This window comes from Pseudomonas ficuserectae, assembly GCF_024584585.1.
Classification (GTDB): Bacteria; Pseudomonadota; Gammaproteobacteria; order Pseudomonadales; family Pseudomonadaceae; genus Aquipseudomonas; species Aquipseudomonas amygdali.
In genome coordinates, this window is sequence record NZ_CP085684.1 from 74,673 (window position 1) to 93,120 (window position 18,448).

An 18,448-nucleotide genomic window follows, 5' to 3' on the forward strand; every position below is an offset into this window, starting at 1 on the left:
CTTTCGCGAACGAGCGAAGCGTCGCCCGGTCCGCTCCCACAAGAGTTGGGTATAACGCCAAGCGCACCGCGTTGGAACGATCATCGATGAATCATAAATTCTCATCCAGGAGCCCAACCCAATGCCCCACCCCACAGTCCTGCTATTGGCCCGCGCTGACCTCAGCCCGGTAGATACCGAATTCACCACCGGCCCCATTGATGCGCATGACCCGTTCGACAGTGGCCGCCGCACGGCATTTGTCGATGAACAGGGTATTGCGGCTGGCATCGTTGAATTGGGTACGGCGCTCTCGATAGAGGCCTACCCCTACACCGAAATGCTGGTGATGCATCGCGGCAGCGTAACGCTGACCTCTGGCACCGGCAGCATCACCATCAGCACCGGCGAAAGTGCCGTGATCGGTCGTGGCACGCAAGTACGTATCGAAGCGCAACCGGACAGCCTCTGGGCGTTCTGCGTATCCACTCAGGCCAATGGCCCCGACAAACCCGGTGTCACCGCGCTCGACCGCCTCGCCATGCTCACGCCGTCGTCACCGCCAGACCCGGCGATCATGATCAGCGCACTGCCGCAATGCCGCAGCAACAACCTCTTCGAAGACAGCGCCAGCACCCTGCGCATCGGCGTGTGGGACTCCACCCCCTACGAGCGCATCTCGCGGCCGCAAAAGATCCATGAACTGATGAACCTGATCGAAGGCAGCGTAGTGTTGAGCCTGGAAAACGGCCCGAGCCTGAGTGTGAATACCGGCGATACCGTATTCGTCGCCCAGGGCGCGCCCTGCAAATGGACCAGCACGGGGTATGTGCGCAAGTTTTATGCGGTGACGTGAAGAAAGTTATTGCGCCCTTCAGCCTTGTAGGGCGCAATATACTTACATGTTTAGCTCTCGCCAGCGCAGTTAATCCAATGCAGCGCTAAAAGACAAGAATTAAAAATTTCTTTCGCCAATGCACGAAGAATCAGAAGTTTCCTACTTGCCTTCCGTGTCGCTTGTGTTAAAAAACAACAACGAATTTCAGCAAGTTAAAACTTGCTCCTGACGGGCCCATCAAGGCAGTCATGCGCTTTATGCATCGCTTAACCTTTATCTATCATGTTGACTGGAGATACTTTATCTGACCGACGCATTCACTGTGCGCACGACTTCCTAACCCTCCGCGACACGCTATAAGCTGAACGATCCGTATGGGCACGAACGACCGCTGCCCCGTTTCGTCTCGCGTTTACCTTATTCAAAATCAATATGAAATTACTCATTTAACTCAAGGATTATTCCCTATGAAAACCAACAAGACCTTATTGGCTTCCCTTGCTTTTGCAACACTGTGCACCAGCGTTACGGCGCAAGCGGGACCAGCAGTTACTGTTACATTTAAAAACCTGGGCTCCGAGGTGGCGGAGTATAAACCCGTTACGCGTAATGAGATATCTGCCCGGCTGAATGCTAAATCACCGATTAACTCTGCAGTCCCCCGGGAGGTTCAGATACTTACTCGATGCAAAGCACTCTCTCGCCGGATACCAGCTACGCCAGTGTTCGCTACGTCATGGGGTCCAAGGTTTGCGTATTCTCGACCACCTTTATAAAGCTTCCCGGTGCAGGCGGGGCCAAGGTGCCGAAATGGAACCGGACTGCAAATTCTGAAGGCGGCGCTGTCTGCGCGGCGACGTCTCGCGCCACCAATCTGTCCACCTACGCGTGGGCTGCTGAATTCACTATGAAATAAGCCCCCGGAGCGTGCGTGTCGCATTTTGATACGCACGCTTTTCAGCGGAAAACTAAAGCGGTGTCTGGCTGGGCCGATACAAAGAGTGAATATAAAGCCATGGATTGGCCCCTGCCGCGAGGACGCAGCATGATTGATACGATATCCCTCACACACCTCACCAATAAAACCGCACTAAAAGCTGTCGAGAAAAGCACCTCCGCCACGCCTTTAATCTCCAGCCTAAAAGAACTTGATTCTGCACTCGCCATTGATGGCGCCACCTTCTCGACATTGTCCGCTCAATTAAGTAGCAGCGCAGCACGAGCTCAGGCTCGCGACAGCAGTAATGACCTCAAAAACCTGGGGGGCTTGGCAAAAAATATTAGTGATAAAGTTGCAGGCAACAGCTATTACGCCAATAGAAAACTGCACGACGCAGAGATTCCGGATACGGACGACCCTGCATTGCTCGAAAGAGCCGTGCAAGCGACTTCGTTCAACAACGGAGCAGGAAAAAATCCATTCGCGGGTTTATCTCAGGATCAACTGAGGTTGATTATTTATGACGAGGGTGGCGACTTCACAATAAACGAAAGAAAGGCCGCGTACTCCGAAAACTACTCTCAAGAGCAAGTATGGAAAAGGGCCATATGCCAAAGGTATACCGACGAATACAACGAAACCGGCAAAAGCACTCAAACACTGGTCATGCTTCTCGCCCACTATGACCAGCTGCCACCCATAGAAAAAGCACAATACCCCGCCAATTACGCCGCGCTCATCACATCGGACGACAGCTCGGCCATGGACATTTTCAACGCGCTGAAAAGCCAGTCAGATATTCAGGAGGCTTGATTGCAAGACATGAAGAATCGCCGTAACGCTTCCGAGAACTTGAGTGTCGACGAGGAAGACACAATTGCGCGTGCTCAGCGCCGCAAGTCAAGGAGTGCTCCGACGTTCCAGCACTATCTATTGATGGTGCTTTTACTGATGGGGCTGTGCGCTTACGGCCTGTTTCATTACCGGCATTTGCCGAAAACAATCGATGCCGCGCCTGCGCTATCTTCTGCTTTCGTCGATGCCGACGCTTCAGCCGTTGCTCCGCTACCACTGCACGAGACGCCGGGCCGCCCCCAAACGCTGTCTGAGTGCATGGGACCGGATAATCTCATCGACGAAACAGTCGCTACCTGTCGATTTGGCAAAGGCCAAGAGACAGTTCGAAATTCAACCGCACAGGGCATGGTGTCTGCGAGCTACATGAGCCACTACAAGGCACAACAGCAAAGGCCGCAGCCAAGGCTCGCAGCGGCGCAATTCGTTGAGTCGGCCGTTGTGTGGCAGTGGGACAGGAAGCGCACCTATCACGCTGAATGGATCGTTACAGATGCTCAAATCGACGGCACCAGCGTGTGCCGTAACTGGCATAGAGGCTCAATTGAATACCGGGAGTGTCGCAAGGGTGCCAAGGTGTATTTCAAGGAGCAGTGCAAGCGTCTCGCTGAATCCGCCACTCGCCAACGCTATTGCAGTGCGGCGAGCGGGTTTAATCCGTTGGGCTGAGCTGCGGCCACAGCTTTACTCAGGGTTCAGACCCAGCACGTAGAACTTGCTGTCCACCGCAATTAGCGGAAAGCTCGCAGGCAGATCCTCTTTTGCGATCTCCTGGAAACCGTGCTTCTCATAAAATCTATGTGCGGCGAGAAATTTGTCGGTTGTACCCAGAAACACTTCGGTCACGCCTTTGCGAGTCGACTCTTCGATCAAACGGTCCAGCAGCCTGGCTGCAATCGAGAACTCTTTGCCGCGAAACGGCGCGGCAACGAACATCTTGCGCAGCGCTGCCTGCCCTGAGCCGATGTCCTTGAGCGCGATGCTGCCGACGACCTGATCACCTTGCACCGCGACCCAGAAATCACCTGTGCCGGTCTGGTAAAACGTGGGAATCGCCTTCAGATCAGGCTGATCCTCGGCGGTGATGGGGATACCGAATTCTTCACGCTGGATGGGCAGGATCAATGCCGACACACCTTGCTCATCGTTCGGCACAAAACGACGTACCTGAATTCCGGTCGCTGTCACAAACCACCTCCTTGCCATCGTCACAAATGGAAATGAGTATTCCAGACAAGCAAACGCCCCGACAAGTCGGAGCGTCTTCATGAGCATTTACGGGGTCCGCATGTGGGGACGGATACGAAGATGTTTAATTACAACATGGCTTCGGCGACCTTACGCCTAAGACGGTTGCCTTTGAATCAGGCGATCAGTCTTGCTTCTCCAACCCCGGCGGTGGACACCTTCCGACACCTGCGATTGATGGCTCGATCAACATCTGCGCCATATCAAGCAAATAGATGACGGTTAACGTTAGGTCTCGGCCCTGCCCATTGAGCTGATCACCGGCCTCATGCGCCGTGGCTGCAGCGCAACGCATCAAGTCGGATATGCGTATAAGCGTTTCTTCAAGATTGGAGGGAGGGTCTGGAGTGAGTTTGACCATGGCTTTGCTCCTACTGTACTGAAAGCCATCTTTCGTTGTTCTCACACAACAAAAAGGTGGCAGCTATGTACAGGGTGAGAAACCGAACAGTAGGCATCCGGCCAGACCGGGGTCTGCCTGCACACAGCCGCCATGAAGCATGCGCCAATAGAAATCGACGATAGCTGGCAGAGTGATGCGCCTACTCAAGGACGGGTTCTCACGCCCGGTCACTGAATGTGCAGTGACGAGACGCAGGCTAGATCCAGGAGAAACCAAGCGCAAGCAGGCTGGATGATCTAGGAAATTTCGCACAAGGGATAGAGAGATGTCTTTCGGATTTGTGACATTTTCACAGGCCCGTCATACCAATGAAAAGAGACCGTCGTTGGCGAAAACAGCGACATCAATACGTAGTGGCGATTAGCTGCCTTTTAGGATTACTATTGGATCCAACTCTCGCTAACGAAGCGGAACGAATCGCCCCAAACGAGGCGCTGTTTAAAAAATGCCCACGAAGGTTGAATAATGAGCACTACCGAAGATATTAATATCAGTCAGATCTCGACTGTAGAGCGAGTGATTTTTCACATAATTGGGCCTGATTTAAAAGCTCCAAAAATCCTTACAGAAGTTGAAGACCCCAGCGTACACTCTGAGTTTTTCATCTCTAGACTCATCGAAACATCGCAAGGCACAAGTTATAACTTCAACCCCGCATCTGGTGTGCAAACTCAAATTCAACAGGCGCTTGATAGTCCTCATGCGTTCGTAGATTGCTCGCAGATTCTCGCAGAACGCTTTCAAAAGCTTTATGAGAGTGATAAACGTCTTATCCCTGGTGTACTCATGTTGCTGCAGATAAAAAGCGATTAAGAGCGGTACGCTGCAATTATAAAATATGATGACATTAAAGTTATTTCGTATAAAACCCTTCAAACCGAAGACGGAAAAACAAAGCCAATCTTAGATTTAATTCTCAATACTTTTGTTCAGGACAAAAAAGCGCTACAGAAATCTGCACTTATAAAAATAAACGGAGATACTGGGAAGTTGATATGCATTGATCGGAGTGAGAAAAATGGTGATATCACAGAAAAGTTTAAAGCTTTTCTTGACGTGTCACGAGAATTCACGCACGAGACATTGACTGATCGACTATTAACTGCGCTTTCAAACACTGCCAAGTCTAATAAGAACATAGTCCCATCGTCAATAATTAGCAGCTTGAAGATAACAGCTAAAGAAGCTATATCATCTATAAAATTATTCAACCCCGAGCATCCAGAAAACCTATTGACTGCTATGTTTGGAGAGCTTCATTCGGACGAAAAAATATTGTCCAGCTTTACAAAAGAGCTTAAAAAGCAAAAAATTAGTGCCTCGATAATAAAAATACCTGAAAATTATTATCCTAAATCTACAAAAAAGATAAAGGAAACATATGAAGGTGTGAAGATTATATACACCCAAGAACATGTCGATAGCGGCGATATTGAATTTGATGATTCAGACAGTACAAAGAAAATCATTGTCTCCACCCTGCAATATATTGTAGATGACGAATTCAATGGAAGACTTTAACTTATTAACAGCGCGTTCGATCTCGTCGACTGAAAGCCATGAGCAAGTTATATTTGAGCTTCCAGCATTGTCTGCAAGTGATATTTGTACATTAAACGATTTTGCTGACTCATATAAAAATTTTTTTACGCTTGAATGCAGAACCGAGGAAGGTGAAAAATTCCCTCTGCCCGACGCTAGCGGACAGCTGGTTGGCTCTAGTGCCAATCTCAAAACATCAAAGCTGCCTAGGGGGACTTCTACAGTTTTTTTTACAGTTAGCGGTCTGCGAAGATCGCTAAAAAATGACAAGGTTCAAAGAAGCAATATTATTTATTTGTTTTTTGTATTTTCAGAGTTTTCCTCGCGAAGCTGCAATTTTAAAATATGGAGTGAGGATCAGAGTGCCGATGATATAAGCCATTTGCTTATCGATCCTAGGAATTTTATCCGTGACTCCACAGGTGGTGCATTAGTTGAGCATCTAAAGTTCTGGACTCTTCGTACTAGGCCTGATGCATTAAGTGAAGCTTTTCGCGTTTGGGAGGAAATAGCTATTCCATGCTCAAGCTTAATTTTTTGCACTGAGGTTTGGAAAAAAAACTTAGCTTTGAACTTGGTTTTCTCTGGTCCTCAAAAACTAGAAATAGAATACGACGAAAAAACCGACAAAATTCCGTTTGATACTTTAAAAGTTGTGGAAAGTACAAGTTGGATACTGGATGTCGATCGAGAAGTAGATATACGTCATAGCTTTTCTTCCAGGATAGCTAGCGAGCGACGTAGAAAGCTTGAAACTTGGCCTGAGTTTTTTAACCGAGTGGCATCTAGGGTGCTGGAAAATTCAAAAAACGATTACAAGGCTCATTTGCATAGCAAATCATCCGAGACACTAAAAGCCATTGCGGATTTAAGAAAAATTATTGCTGAAGAGTCCTCGAAGATAATTGATCGCACACATGCTCTCACGTCGACGTTATTCAGGGATATAGCTATTGCCATTGGGACTGTAAGTATAAAAATACTTGCGGTGAAGGAAGCGTCAATCGAGTCTAGTTTTCTATTAGTATTTAGTGTTCTTTGGCTGGCGGCGAGCCTATCAATAACAATAAGTACAAATCGCGCCTACATAATATCCCTGACAAGGTCTAGATTTTTGTGGAGTAAAAAAGTTAATTATCTAATTCCAATTTCAGAGTTTAAGGATTTATCAACGCGACCCTTTAAAGATGCGGTTAAGGCATATAATCGCTCAAAGTCCTATGCGATCACCATTTATACTTTGACTATGGCTATTATGATTTTAATGGCTATTTCTCAATCAAGGCTGGTTTACGCTACAAAAGAATTTATAACTAGGTTTTTCAGATAAAATAAAACCGCCTTAGTAGGCGGTTTTATTTTCGATATTTTCTATTACAACTTCGGACCCGCAGCCTTGATGGCATCGCTCACGTCGAACTTCTTGAAGTTCTCCACGAACAGGCCAGCCAGGGTCTTGGCGGCTTCGTCGTAGGCAGCTTTGTCAGCCCAGGTGTTGCGTGGGTTGAGCAGGCCGGTGTCGACGCCGGGTACCGATTTCGGTACGTCGAGGTTGATGGTGTCGAGGTGCTCGGTTTCTGCACCGATCAGTGCGCCGCTCTGGATCGCTGCGATCACGCCACGGGTGGTCGGGATGTTGAAGCGCTTGCCTACACCGTAGCCACCGCCGGTCCAGCCGGTGTTGACCAGGTAGACCTTGGATTTGAAGCCGCGGATGCGCTTGATCAGCAGTTCAGCGTATTCGCCAGCCGGACGCGGGAAGAACGGGGCGCCGAAGCAGGTGGAGAAGGTGGACTTGATGCCCGATCCCGAACCCATTTCGGTCGAACCGACCAGTGCGGTGTAACCCGACAGGAAGTGGTAGGCAGCCTGTTCTTCACTGAGGATCGAAACCGGTGGCAGGACGCCGGTCAGGTCGCAGGTCAGGAAGATCACGGCGTTTGGCTCGCCGCCGAGGTTTTTCGGTGCGCGTTTTTCGATCAGTTCACGCGGGTAGGCCGCACGGCTGTTCTGGGTCAGGCTGCTGTCGGCGTAGTCGGCTTTTTTGGTGACCGGATCGAGTACGACGTTTTCCAGTACGGCGCCGTGCTGAATGGCTTTCCAGATGACCGGCTCGTTCTTCTCGGACAGGTCGATGCACTTGGCATAGCAACCGCCTTCGATGTTGAACACCACACCTTCGCCCCAGCCGTGCTCGTCGTCACCGATCAGGTAACGGCTTTCATCGGCGGACAGGGTGGTCTTGCCGGTGCCGGACAGGCCGAAGAACAGGGTTACATCGCCCTCTTCGCCCATGTTGGCGGCGCAGTGCATCGGCAGCACGTCCGAAGCTGGCAGCAGGAAGTTCTGTACCGAGAACATGGCTTTCTTCATTTCGCCGGCATAACGCATGCCTGCGATCAGCACCTTGCGGGCTGCGAAGTTGATGATCACGGTGCCGTCGGAGTTGGTGCCGTCACGCTCAGGGTCGCAGACGAACCATGGCGCGTTCTGGATTTCCCACTCGTCCTTGCCAGCCGGGTTGTACTGTTCAGGGTTGATGAACAGGCAACGGCCGAACAGGTTGTGCCACGCAGTTTCGGTGGTCATCTTGACGGGCAGGTAGTGCGCAGGATCGGAGCCTACATGAACGTGGGAAACGAAGCGCTCGCGCTCGGCCAGGTATGCACCGACACGGTTCCACAAGGCGTCGAATTTCTCGGCCGGAAACTTGCGGTTGATCGGGCCCCAGGCGATGGCGTCCTGGGTGCTCGGCTCTTCAACAATGAAACGATCGACCGGCGAACGGCCAGTACGATGGCCTGTCTCCACAACCAGTGCGCCAGTGTCGGAAAGTACGCCTTCGTTACGGGCAAGGGCTTCCTTGACCAGTTCGTCGGTGCTCAGATCGGTGTGCACAGCGTTGTTGATTTGCGTCATGAGGTTCCCCGTCGGCCTGTAGCCGAGTGCTCCAAACGGTTTTGTAGTAAAAAAACAACCACTACTACAGCGTAAAAGTGGGCCGGATTATGCCAGAAATGCCCAGAAATGGTAGGACCCTCCTGTCAGAACAGCATTACAAGGGCCCATACCGTATTCTGAGGGGCTTTACGCGTTGATCAATGGCGCGTGTCAGATGGCGAATCGACACCGCCGCCAGCAAACAGCTGTGCAACGTCAGTGGCATCGAACAGGTAGCGCTCGTTGCAGAACTGACAGTCGATCTCGATGCTGCCGTTGTGCTCGATGACCAGTTGCTGCGCGTCCTCCAGGCCAAGACTGACCAATGCGTTGGCCGAGCGCTCGCGCGAGCAACTGCAGCGAAAACAGATTGGCTGGGCGTCGAACAGGCGCACCGGGTCTTCGTGATACAGGCGATGCAAAATAGTCTGGTTGTCCAGGCCGAGCATTTCTTCGGCAGTCAGGGTGCTGGCGAGGGTAATGACATGTTCCCAGCTGGCATCGCGCTCTTCCGGGTCGGTGATCTGTGCGGCAGGCAGTTGCTGCAGCAGCAGGCCGCGGGCGCGATGACCGTCAGCCTTGAGCCAGAAACGGGTGCCCAACTGCTCGGACATCACGAAGTAGTTAGAGAGGCTTTCCGACAGGTCGACGCCATCCAGCGCCACGATGCCCTGATAGCGCTTGCCCTTGTGCGGGTCGACAGTCAATGCCAGCGAACCGTCAGGCATCAGGTCCTGCAGGCCAGCGTCTGGCGTGATGAGCGTTTCGTCATAGCGGGCGATGCCGCGCAGCTCACGTTCGCTGGAGCATTCGACCATCAGCAGCGGTACAGCGCCGCTGGAGCGCGCCTGCAAAATCAGCAGTCCGTCGAACTTGAGGGTACCGACCAGCAGAGCGGCGGCAGCCATCAGTTCTCCCAGCAACTGCGCGACCGGCTCCGGGTACGGGTGCTTGGCGAGTACTTCGGCATAACTGCGTTCAAGGGCTACCAGTTCTCCACGAACGTCGCTTTCGTCGAAGATGAAGCGCTGGGTGAAATCGGTGTCCGGTAAATCATGCATAGGGAAGGTATCTGAAGTAATGACATTGGATGGCACGCGGCTGAGCAAGCACCGTCCGGCACTCGAAAGCGCCGTGGCCATGCGGATTGACCGGCATTTTAGGAGCTATCCGGTGCGCTTCCAAGCGGGTTGGCCGTTCGGGCTGATCGCCGGAGCCGCCATGCGCTGTTTTCAGTCGTTGTTGTGGCTGGCACGGAAACCAAAAAGCTCCCGGCGTTGCTTCTTGGTGGGCTTTCCGTCGGTAGTTACACCCAGGTTGCCAGCCTTGCGCTGAGCGGCCGCGCTTTCTCTTTTGGCGATGCTGTCCGGTGTCTCGCTATACAGCGTCTGCGCCTCAGGCGCACCCCGGCGAACGGTGGACAACGCCTCGACCACTATCGTGCGCTCATCGAAGCCCATGCGAATCTGAAACTCGTCGCCTGGACGAGGCTCCTTGCCGGGCTTGCAACGTTCGCCGCGACAGTGCACCTTGCCGCTTTCGATAGCTGCTTTGGCCAATGCGCGTGTTTTGAAAAAACGTGCGGCCCACAGCCATTTATCCAGACGGACCTTGTCATCTTCTTCCGGCTTTTGCGCCATTTGAATTCCTCATCAGTGCAGCAGTCTGAACGTTATCGGGCTCATCAGGAAACGCGACTGCGTCGCTCGCCTGATGTGTACATACCCACACGAACATGAAGTAACCGATCCTTGCTTGTCAAAAACAGCTATTCCCCTTTTCATTGCCCGACCCCTACATGGAGCGCGACGTGACAGATTTTCCAACTTCGTTGACCGCCCCCAGAAAAGGGTGCGCCGGATGCACGGGCAGTCCGGAACTGGATTTCTCGTTTGACTACGCGTATCAACCGATCGTGAACCTTCACGACCAGTCGATTTTCGCTCACGAGGCGCTGGTTCGTGGCCCCAATGGCGAAGGTGCGATGTCCGTTCTGAGTCAGGTCAACGACCAGAACCGCTACCGCTTCGATCAGGCCTGTCGGACCACCGCCATCGCCGGTGCCGCGAAACTGGGCATGAACGAGCGTTTATCGATCAACTTTTTGCCCAACGCCGTGTATCGTCCCGAGCTGTGTATCCGCAGCACGCTGGAGGCCGCCAGGCAGCATGACTTTCCTGTCGAGCGTTTGATTTTCGAAACAATCGAAAGCGAGCATGTGGATAACAACGGGCACTTGAGCAATATTCTGCGCGAGTATCGCGAGTTCGGCTTCATGACCGCCATCGATGATTTCGGTGCCGGGTATTCCGGGCTGACGCTGCTCGCGGACTTTCAGCCAGACCTGATAAAGCTCGACATGAACCTGATTCGCGACATTCATCGTGATCGCGCGCGTCAGGCTATTGTTCGGGGTGTTGTCACAATGTGTTCGGACTTGGGGATTAAGCTCATTGCCGAAGGTATAGAGCAGGTTGAGGAGCGGGACTTTCTAGCCGACTGCGGCATTTTCCTGATGCAGGGCTATCTGTTCGCCAAACCTGCATTCAAAGCCCTAGCGCAGATAGCACCTGACGTCTGGCAGAAGTCTTGAGACATACGGAATTGCATTGAAAACATTCGACCATCTGACAGTCATCGGCCTGCGCGAGTGGGTAGCGCTTCCCGACCTGGGGGTGGCGGGCCTGCGTGCAAAAATCGATACCGGTGCGAGCACGTCAAGCCTGCATGCCACCGAAATCGAACCTTTTGAGCGCGATGGCCAGAAATGGGTGCGCTTCAACGCGCATCTGGGCACTGTGGTTCAGTTGCGGCATCGCCGCTGCGAGGCGCAACTGGTCGCCATGAAAACCATTAAAAGCTCCAACGGCCACGCGCAGGTGCGTTACGTCATTCGCACCACGCTGGCCCTGGGTGATCGTATCTGGCCAGTGGAATTCACACTGGCTTGCCGCAAGTCGATGCGTTATCGACTGCTGCTGGGCTCCAAAGCGCTGATCGACGGCCAACTGGTGGTCAATCCGGGCATAACTTACGTACAAGACAAGCCGGTGTTCCCGGCCTCTACTTCCTCAGGTGTTGCATGAAGATCGCTGTGCTTTCGCGTAATCCGCGTCTGTATTCCACCCGTCGTCTGGTCGAAGCTGGCATCGAGCGTGGCCATGAGATGGTGGTGATCGACACCCTGCGCGCCTATATGAACATCGCCAGCCACAAGCCGCAGATCCACTATCGCGGCAAACCTCTGGAGGGCTTTGATGCGGTGATTCCGCGCATCGGTGCCTCGGTGACTTTCTATGGCTGTGCGGTGTTGCGTCAGTTTGAAATGATGGGCGTGTTTCCGCTCAATGAGTCGGTCGCCATTGCCCGCTCGCGCGACAAGTTGCGCTCGCTGCAACTGCTGTCACGTCGGGGCATCGGCTTGCCGGTGACAGGCTTTGCCCACTCGCCTGACGATATTCCCGACCTGATCCAGATGGTCAACGGTGCGCCGCTGGTCATCAAGGTGCTGGAAGGCACTCAGGGCATCGGCGTGGTGCTGTGCGAAACCGCTACGGCAGCCGAATCGGTGATTGAAGCCTTCATGGGTCTCAAGCAGGACATCATGGTGCAGGAGTACATCAAGGAAGCGGGCGGTGCCGATATTCGCTGCTTCGTTGTCGGTGACAAGGTCATCGCCTCGATGAAGCGTCAGGCCAAACCGGGCGAGTTTCGCTCCAACCTGCACCGTGGCGGCAGTGCCAGCCTGATCAAGATCACCCCGGAAGAACGCATGACTGCATTGCGTGCAGCCAAGGTCATGGGCTTGAGTGTGGCGGGTGTGGATATTCTGCGCTCCAATCACGGCCCGCTGGTGATGGAGGTCAACTCGTCACCTGGCCTGGAAGGCATTGAAGTCACCACCAGCAAGGATGTGGCCGGGATGATTATCGAGTATCTGGAGAAAAACAGCGGCCCGCACATGACCCGCACCAAAGGAAAAGGCTGACAGGGCGGCGACTCGACTCAATCGCTCAGGCCATGAGCTTGTCTGCGGATAAGCTGGCCTGGGCACTTCACTACCGTACATCTGTTAAATGCGCCGAGTAATCGATTCAGCAGCGCTATCTTCTTTCTGCAAACCCGCTTCTCTCCATCAGGCCGAAGACGACGTTTTAGCCACCTTCGCGCCGAATCGCCCTCTCGCCTCGCGACATAAATCAACACATTTCTGCTTATTTGTATGCCGATTGAGCATGAGGTAGTCGTTTACGGCATTAGACGTATGCGCGTGCCATGGGAATAGTTGCGACTTTTTTCGCCTGCTACAGAGCCGGGATGCTCGTCTGCGGTGACCTTCTCGGGACATTTCCAAAGGGATCCCCTGCCCTGAAACTGCTTTGAAAAGCACGCTCGGCGCATCGGTCTTGGACTTGCCCAAGCCACTTTGAACAAGGGTAATAATATGAAGAAGGCAAAGCTGAGTCTGGCCTGGCAGATTCTTATCGGACTGGTACTGGGTATCGCGGTGGGTGCGCTGCTCAACCATTTCAGCGCCGAGAAGGCCTGGTGGATCACCAATCTCCTGCAGCCTGCGGGCGATATCTTCATTCGTCTGATCAAGATGATCGTTATCCCTATCGTTGTCGCATCGCTGATTGTAGGCATCGCGGGTGTGGGCGACGCCAAGAAACTGGGGCGCATCGGTCTGAAGACCATCCTCTATTTCGAAGTCGTGACCACCATCGCCATTCTGGTGGGCCTGGTGCTGGCCAATGTGTTCCATCCGGGCACGGGTATCGACATGAGCACGCTGGGTACGGTGGATATCTCCAAATACCAGCAGACAACGGCCGAAGTTCAGCATGATCACGCGTTTATCGCGACCATTCTCAACCTGATCCCGTCCAACATCTTTGCTGCCATGGCGCGTGGCGAGATGCTGCCGATCATCTTCTTTTCAGTGCTGTTCGGTCTCGGGCTTTCCAGCCTGCAGGCAGAGGTCCGTGAGCCTCTGGTGAAGCTGTTTCAGGGCGTCTCGGAAACCATGTTCAAGGTCACGCACATGATCATGAACTACGCGCCGATCGGCGTGTTCGCGCTGATTGCGGTGACCGTCGCCAACTTCGGTTTCGCCTCCCTGTTGCCGCTCGCCAAGCTGGTGATTCTGGTGTACGTGGCCATCGCCTTCTTTGCCTTCGTGGTGCTGGGGCTGATCGCTCGGGCGTTCGGCTTCTCGGTGATCAGGCTGATGCGCATCTTCAAGGACGAGCTGATTCTGTCCTACTCCACCGCCAGCTCCGAAACCGTACTGCCACGCGTGATCCAGAAAATGGAAGCCTACGGCGCGCCGAAGGCGATCTGCAGCTTCGTGGTGCCGACGGGCTACTCGTTCAACCTCGACGGTTCTACGCTTTATCAGAGCATTGCGGCGATCTTCATTGCCCAGCTGTATGGCATTGACCTGTCGATTGGCGCGCAGCTGATGCTGGTTCTGACCCTGATGGTCACGTCCAAAGGTATCGCGGGTGTGCCGGGTGTTTCCTTCGTGGTACTGCTGGCAACGTTGGGCAGCGCCGGTATCCCGCTGGAAGGCCTGGCGTTTATTGCCGGTGTCGACCGGATCATGGACATGGCGCGTACGGCCCTGAATGTGATCGGCAACGCGCTGGCCGTACTGGTCATCTCGCGCTGGGAAGGCATGTACGACGATGAAAAGGGCGAGCGCTACTGGAACTCCCTGCCGCACTGGCGCAGCAAGGAACCTGTACCGATGGGCCAGCCGACGGCTGACTGATCTTCGCCAATGTGCTGACAAACCCCGGACCTCCGGGGTTTGTTGTTTTCAGGTCGCCGGTTAGACTGCCTGCCTTACCAGAGGAATGAACATGAACGACGCACTCGACAATGACGAAGAAGAATTTGCCGCCTCGACCCTGATCGAAGCCATCGAGAACCAGATCGAATCCGGTAATCCGCCAGCGGCCAAGGCTGTTTTCAACATGCTTACCCTGGTTAAGTACGAGCGTGAAGACATTCTCGAAATGATGGCGCACGTCCTGGCCATCGAAATCGACGCCTTGCTGGAGCAGGACCGTCCGTTCGATACGCAATGGTACGAAGCAGCCCTGCGGGCCCTGCCCGATCTGCCCCCGGAAAAGTAACCTTGCGGTCAGGTCGTGCCAGCAAGATATATGCTGCAAACACTCCAGACGCTGACTACACTGCAAATGCCCCGCTGCCGCATGATCCTCCGGGGCTGCCACGCCAAACCGGCTTCAACGGTCATCCAGAACCGACGAGCGCAGATTGGACACGTCGATTCCAGAGCACACCCGCCAGCCGGCGAGGTCGTACTACTACAAAAAGTCTGGAGTACCTATGTCGTATACCCCTGAGTTGGTTGCCGAACTGGAAATCCTTGCACTGTTCAATCTGGGAAACACCCAGGAAGGCCTGAAAGTCCACCATGTAGCGGCACCCACTGCCGTTGCAGCAGCAAAAAGACTCTTCGATAAAGGACTGACGACCCAGGTCGATGGCGGTTATCTGACCAGCCTCGGGCTTGAGGCCGCTCAACATGCCCAATCACTGTTGACCATCCTCAACGTTTCCAAACAAGCTGCCTGACAGGCGCAGGGCCTGCGCACAAAAAAGCGTGGCAGGCCCTTCACTTATCTGAACGCCGGTCGATACAGGATTCTGGCGTCAGAATAACAACCCGACTGAATCCTTTTCTCTCGGCTGCAAACCTTCTCCGCCATCTTTGCTCAGTAATTCCACGCCTGCACAGGCCAGATGCCTTGAGTTGCGATGACGCGTAATCCTGAAATTCGCCCCGACCTGGATGAGGGCATCGACCGCAAGGTTCTCAGCCAGTTGCGCAACCGTTTCCTGTCACTCAATGACGGGCGATATGCGCGTGCCCTCGAAGGCATGTCGACCCGCCAGCAAAGCGTTCTGACCCTGCTGCCGCTGTTCTTTCACGTCAACCACCCTCTGCTGCCCGGTTACGTTTCCGGTGGTACGCCTGCTGGCGTCTCGCAGTACGAACCGGACACGCTGGCGCTGGCCGAGGCGCAACGCCTGACACGCTCCTTCTCTTACAAGGTCCGGCGTGGTAACGCTCCTCAGCCGATTCACGGCCTGTTCCTGATGGGCAGCCTCGGTACGCTGGCCCAGGCTGAACAAAGCGACATGGACGTATGGGTCTGCCACGACAGCGAACTGGAGCCGGAGGCCATCGCCGAACTGCGCAGGAAATGCCATGCCCTTGAAGCCTGGGCCGCCACTATGGGGGCAGAAGCGCACTTTTTCCTGATCGACCCGCAACGTTTCAAGCGCGGGGACCGCGACTCGCAGCTCAGCTCTGACGACTGCGGCACTACCCAGCATTACCTGTTGCTCGATGAGTTTTATCGCACGGCGATCTGGCTCGCAGGGCGCACCCCGATGTGGTGGCTGGTGCCAGTCTATGAAGAGCAGAACTATGAGGATTACACCCATACCCTGCTGAGCAAACGCTTCATCCGCGCCAGCGAAGTGCTCGACCTCGGGCCAATGTCGCACATTCCTGCGGCGGAATTTATCGGTGCCGGCTTGTGGCAGTTGTTCAAGGGTATCGAGTCGCCCTATAAGTCTGTTCTCAAGCTGCTGCTGATCGAGGTTTACTCCAGTGAACATCCCCGCGTGCAGTGCCTGAGCCTGCGTTTCAAGCAAGCGGTGTTTGCCAACCAACTGGACCTGGATGAGCTGGACCCGTACGTGGTTGTGTACCGGCGTATCGAAGAGCATCTGCAGGCACGCAACGAGCAAGAGCGCCTCGAACTGGTGCGGCGCAGCCTGTACCTGAAGGTCAACAAAAAGCTCACCGGCTCGAGCCGTCAGCGCAACACCGGTTGGCAACGCCTGCTGCTGGAGCGCCTGACCTCTGAGTGGGGCTGGGATGAACGACAACTGGCGCTGCTCGACAGCCGCAGCCAGTGGAAAGTGCGCCAGGTGGCCAGCGAGCGTCGTGCACTGGTTAACGAGCTCAATTACAGCTATCGCTTTCAGACCCGGTTCGCCAGCACGCAAAGCACCGCCGACGCGCTCAATGCTCGTGACCTGACCATACTCGGTCGGCGCCTGTATGCCGCTTTCGAGCGCAAGGCGGGCAAGGTCGAGTTCATCAATCCGGGCATCGCTCCGGACCTTGCAGAAGATACGCTGACGCTGGTGCATTCCCCTGATAAGCGCGAGCCAGGCAAACATCAGTGGGCCCTGTACAACGGCAACCTGGGTATTCACGAGTGGCCGAACTTTCCGCCGATCAAGCGCAGCCGGGAATTGCTCGAGCTGCTGACCTGGTGCCACCGCAACAACGTGATCGACACCACGACCCGCGTGGCGCTGCATCCGGGCACCAGTGACTTGAGCGAGTTCGAGTTGTTCAACCTGCTCGGTGCCTTGCAGCAGAGTATTGAACTGCCGCTGCCCGAGGTCAGCGACGATGAGCTGCTCATGCCCAGTACACCCAGCGAGATACTGTTGCTGGTCAATGTCGGTGTCGACCCGCTCAGGCATCACCGCGACCTTAATATTCTGATGACCACCGAGCGCACCGACTCGCTCAGTTACGCGGGTGTCCGGGAGAATCTGGTGCTGACGCTGGACCAGATCACCCTCAATACCTGGAACGAAACGCTGGTCAGCCGCTATGACGGCCCGCATGCCCTGCTCGACTGCATGAGCGAACTGCTCGGCAGCCTGCCGCAGAGCGGTAAGCAGCCGCAGATTCGCGTGCGCTGCTTCTGTCATAACCGGGCACCTGCCATCGCTCAGCGGGTTGAAGAACTGATCAGCACGGCCCGGTTATTACTCGCCAGGCGGTTGAACCATCGTTATCTGATTCAAGTGCAGCAGCAGTATCACGTGCTGGAGATCAAACCCGGGCAGGTCGGTCATGTAGTGGTCAACAGCCTGCCAGGCCTGTTCAAGTACCTGGGTGAAGAGCTGCCGTTGTACAGCCCTTTGCATCTGGACCCACAGGCACTCGATGGCCACGATCTGGCCCTGATCCTGCCACTTGGTCAGCCTGAATGCATTCAGGGGTTCTACCGAATCAACGAGCCGGATGCCGACGTGTATGTGCTGGACGAACACAATTCGCTCTGGCACCAGCGCCTGCCGTATCACGACGAACAAAGCCTGCTGACGCCACTGCAGCGTTTTCTTCACTCGCTGGTTTATCGCCGAGGCGCGTCATTGCCGCTGGACGACCCGTCCGAGCCGGTTTCGCTGGAAACCCTTTATTACCAAGTGCTGCCTTCTGGCCCTGGGCTTGCCCGGCGTGTCGAACATCGGTTGGCACCGACTGCGGCGGACAAGGCGTTTTATGACGTACAGGCAATCATCGAAGAAACCTCGCCCGGACAGCTGAGCGCCACGTTGTACTGCGATAACTGCGAGTTTTCCGAGCTGGAATATGGCGATCAGCTGTATGCCGCCGTTGCCCGGCAAATTCTCGGCAAGCGCCTGGAACCCCAGCGCTATCGCTGTTACATCACCGACCTGGACCTGTCCGGGCTGCTGGATGACCGGCATGGACAAAGCATCCTCTTCCTGCATCACAAGGCCGAGCTGGAAAAGCTGTTGAACGAGGCGATGGACCAGGCCTGACGTACGCTTGTTCTGCCCCGCGCGCCTAATGTTCCAACGCCGAGCATTGGCACGATAGGTGTTC

Annotated in this window: 18 protein-coding genes and 1 pseudogene; 14 read left to right on the plus strand and 5 right to left on the minus strand. The window is 54.5% G+C overall.

The features are described 5' to 3' along the window. The first annotated feature begins 121 nt into the window (after positions 1-121). The 4 genes and pseudogenes from LJU29_RS00325 to LJU29_RS00340 all read left to right on the plus strand — a co-directional run bounded on the left by LJU29_RS00325 (position 122) and on the right by LJU29_RS00340 (position 3,281). Positions 122-835 (plus strand): cupin domain-containing protein, encoded by a 714-nt coding sequence (locus LJU29_RS00325; RefSeq protein ID WP_257111515.1) that lies wholly within the window; start codon positions 122-124, stop codon positions 833-835. Between the two features lie 449 nt (positions 836-1,284). Then, a pseudogene (locus tag LJU29_RS00330) lies at positions 1,285-1,733 on the plus strand (hypothetical protein). A 129-nt stretch (positions 1,734-1,862) separates the two neighbouring features. Beyond that, positions 1,863-2,570: a hypothetical protein gene (locus LJU29_RS00335; RefSeq protein WP_257112902.1), complete on the plus strand. Its 708-nt coding sequence runs from the start codon at positions 1,863-1,865 to the stop codon at positions 2,568-2,570. A 138-nt stretch (positions 2,571-2,708) separates the two neighbouring features. Further along, on the plus strand, positions 2,709-3,281 hold the full coding sequence (locus LJU29_RS00340; protein WP_257112903.1) for a hypothetical protein: 573 nt from the start codon (positions 2,709-2,711) through the stop codon (positions 3,279-3,281). Between the two features lie 15 nt (positions 3,282-3,296). Here the strand turns inward: LJU29_RS00340 and LJU29_RS00345 are convergent, their stop codons facing one another. Together LJU29_RS00345 and LJU29_RS00350 are read right to left on the minus strand one after the other, a co-directional pair. Further along, a complete protein-coding gene (locus tag LJU29_RS00345) occupies positions 3,297-3,800 on the minus strand; it encodes a GNAT family N-acetyltransferase (RefSeq protein WP_257111516.1) in 504 nt (167 codons plus the stop codon). Between the two features lie 184 nt (positions 3,801-3,984). Further along, positions 3,985-4,221 carry a DUF6124 family protein gene (locus LJU29_RS00350; protein ID WP_057401471.1) on the minus strand — a complete coding sequence of 79 codons (237 nt, stop codon included), beginning with the start codon at positions 4,219-4,221 and terminating at the stop codon, positions 3,985-3,987. 507 nt (positions 4,222-4,728) lie between these two features. On the opposite strand from LJU29_RS00350, the gene LJU29_RS00355 reads away from it, so the two are divergent. From LJU29_RS00355 to LJU29_RS00365, 3 genes are all read left to right on the plus strand, one after another. Next, positions 4,729-5,076, plus strand: coding sequence for a hypothetical protein (locus LJU29_RS00355; protein ID WP_257111517.1), 348 nt, complete (start codon positions 4,729-4,731; stop codon positions 5,074-5,076). Between the two features lie 270 nt (positions 5,077-5,346). Next, complete coding sequence (locus LJU29_RS00360; RefSeq protein ID WP_257111518.1) at positions 5,347-5,784, plus strand: hypothetical protein; 438 nt, start codon at positions 5,347-5,349, stop codon at positions 5,782-5,784. Then, positions 5,771-7,135: a hypothetical protein gene (locus LJU29_RS00365; protein WP_257111519.1), complete on the plus strand. Its 1,365-nt coding sequence runs from the start codon at positions 5,771-5,773 to the stop codon at positions 7,133-7,135. The genes LJU29_RS00360 and LJU29_RS00365 overlap by 14 nt, the downstream gene beginning before the upstream one ends. A 44-nt stretch (positions 7,136-7,179) precedes the next feature. On the opposite strand, the gene LJU29_RS00370 is transcribed toward LJU29_RS00365, so the two are convergent. From LJU29_RS00370 to LJU29_RS00380, 3 genes are all read right to left on the minus strand, one after another. Beyond that, positions 7,180-8,724, minus strand: a complete 1,545-nt coding sequence (locus LJU29_RS00370) for a phosphoenolpyruvate carboxykinase (protein ID WP_257111520.1) — start codon at positions 8,722-8,724, stop codon at positions 7,180-7,182. Between the two features lie 179 nt (positions 8,725-8,903). Next, positions 8,904-9,806, minus strand: a complete 903-nt coding sequence (hslO, locus tag LJU29_RS00375) for an Hsp33 family molecular chaperone HslO (protein ID WP_004663183.1) — start codon at positions 9,804-9,806, stop codon at positions 8,904-8,906. A 171-nt stretch (positions 9,807-9,977) separates the two neighbouring features. Next, positions 9,978-10,385 carry an RNA-binding S4 domain-containing protein gene (locus tag LJU29_RS00380; protein WP_002555828.1) on the minus strand — a complete coding sequence of 136 codons (408 nt, stop codon included), beginning with the start codon at positions 10,383-10,385 and terminating at the stop codon, positions 9,978-9,980. A gap of 170 nt (positions 10,386-10,555) precedes the next feature. Between LJU29_RS00380 and rimA the strand changes: the two genes are divergently transcribed. The 7 genes from rimA (at position 10,556) to LJU29_RS00415 (ending at position 18,384) form a co-directional block, all read left to right on the plus strand. Further along, positions 10,556-11,338 (plus strand): S6 modification regulatory phosphodiesterase RimA, encoded by a 783-nt coding sequence (rimA, locus tag LJU29_RS00385; RefSeq protein WP_002555827.1) that lies wholly within the window; start codon positions 10,556-10,558, stop codon positions 11,336-11,338. 16 nt (positions 11,339-11,354) lie between these two features. After that, on the plus strand, positions 11,355-11,831 hold the full coding sequence (gene rimB / locus LJU29_RS00390; RefSeq protein WP_002555826.1) for a retropepsin-like aspartic endopeptidase RimB: 477 nt from the start codon (positions 11,355-11,357) through the stop codon (positions 11,829-11,831). Beyond that, a complete protein-coding gene (rimK, locus tag LJU29_RS00395) occupies positions 11,828-12,733 on the plus strand; it encodes a 30S ribosomal protein S6--L-glutamate ligase (RefSeq protein ID WP_003318100.1) in 906 nt (301 codons plus the stop codon). Before rimB ends, rimK begins: the two co-directional genes overlap by 4 nt. A 456-nt stretch (positions 12,734-13,189) precedes the next feature. Further along, a complete protein-coding gene (gltP, locus tag LJU29_RS00400) occupies positions 13,190-14,521 on the plus strand; it encodes a glutamate/aspartate:proton symporter GltP (RefSeq protein ID WP_002555824.1) in 1,332 nt (443 codons plus the stop codon). Between the two features lie 91 nt (positions 14,522-14,612). Beyond that, positions 14,613-14,888, plus strand: a complete 276-nt coding sequence (locus LJU29_RS00405) for a hypothetical protein (protein ID WP_005743165.1) — start codon at positions 14,613-14,615, stop codon at positions 14,886-14,888. A 217-nt stretch (positions 14,889-15,105) separates the two neighbouring features. After that, positions 15,106-15,354, plus strand: a complete 249-nt coding sequence (locus LJU29_RS00410) for a TIGR02647 family protein (protein ID WP_002555822.1) — start codon at positions 15,106-15,108, stop codon at positions 15,352-15,354. Positions 15,355-15,537: 183 nt separating this feature from the next. After that, positions 15,538-18,384 (plus strand): class I adenylate cyclase, encoded by a 2,847-nt coding sequence (locus tag LJU29_RS00415; RefSeq protein WP_257111521.1) that lies wholly within the window; start codon positions 15,538-15,540, stop codon positions 18,382-18,384. Positions 18,385-18,448: the final 64 nt, after the last annotated feature.

What these genes read in the sequence shown, in the direction of transcription:
- LJU29_RS00325 (WP_257111515.1), top strand. Translation starts at nt 122, where the DNA reads ATGCCCCACCCCACAGTCCTGCTATTGGCCCGCGCTGACCTCAGCCCG.
- LJU29_RS00335 (WP_257112902.1), top strand. Translation starts at nt 1,863, where the DNA reads ATGATTGATACGATATCCCTCACACACCTCACCAATAAAACCGCACTA.
- LJU29_RS00340 (WP_257112903.1), top strand. Translation starts at nt 2,709, where the DNA reads ATGGGGCTGTGCGCTTACGGCCTGTTTCATTACCGGCATTTGCCGAAA.
- LJU29_RS00350 (WP_057401471.1), bottom strand. Translation starts at nt 4,221, where the DNA reads ATGGTCAAACTCACTCCAGACCCTCCCTCCAATCTTGAAGAAACGCTT.
- LJU29_RS00355 (WP_257111517.1), top strand. Translation starts at nt 4,729, where the DNA reads ATGAGCACTACCGAAGATATTAATATCAGTCAGATCTCGACTGTAGAG.
- LJU29_RS00365 (WP_257111519.1), top strand. Translation starts at nt 5,771, where the DNA reads ATGGAAGACTTTAACTTATTAACAGCGCGTTCGATCTCGTCGACTGAA.
- LJU29_RS00370 (WP_257111520.1), bottom strand. Translation starts at nt 8,724, where the DNA reads ATGACGCAAATCAACAACGCTGTGCACACCGATCTGAGCACCGACGAA.
- hslO (WP_004663183.1), bottom strand. Translation starts at nt 9,806, where the DNA reads ATGCATGATTTACCGGACACCGATTTCACCCAGCGCTTCATCTTCGAC.
- LJU29_RS00380 (WP_002555828.1), bottom strand. Translation starts at nt 10,385, where the DNA reads ATGGCGCAAAAGCCGGAAGAAGATGACAAGGTCCGTCTGGATAAATGG.
- rimK (WP_003318100.1), top strand. Translation starts at nt 11,828, where the DNA reads ATGAAGATCGCTGTGCTTTCGCGTAATCCGCGTCTGTATTCCACCCGT.
- gltP (WP_002555824.1), top strand. Translation starts at nt 13,190, where the DNA reads ATGAAGAAGGCAAAGCTGAGTCTGGCCTGGCAGATTCTTATCGGACTG.
- LJU29_RS00405 (WP_005743165.1), top strand. Translation starts at nt 14,613, where the DNA reads ATGAACGACGCACTCGACAATGACGAAGAAGAATTTGCCGCCTCGACC.
- LJU29_RS00410 (WP_002555822.1), top strand. Translation starts at nt 15,106, where the DNA reads ATGTCGTATACCCCTGAGTTGGTTGCCGAACTGGAAATCCTTGCACTG.
- LJU29_RS00415 (WP_257111521.1), top strand. Translation starts at nt 15,538, where the DNA reads ATGACGCGTAATCCTGAAATTCGCCCCGACCTGGATGAGGGCATCGAC.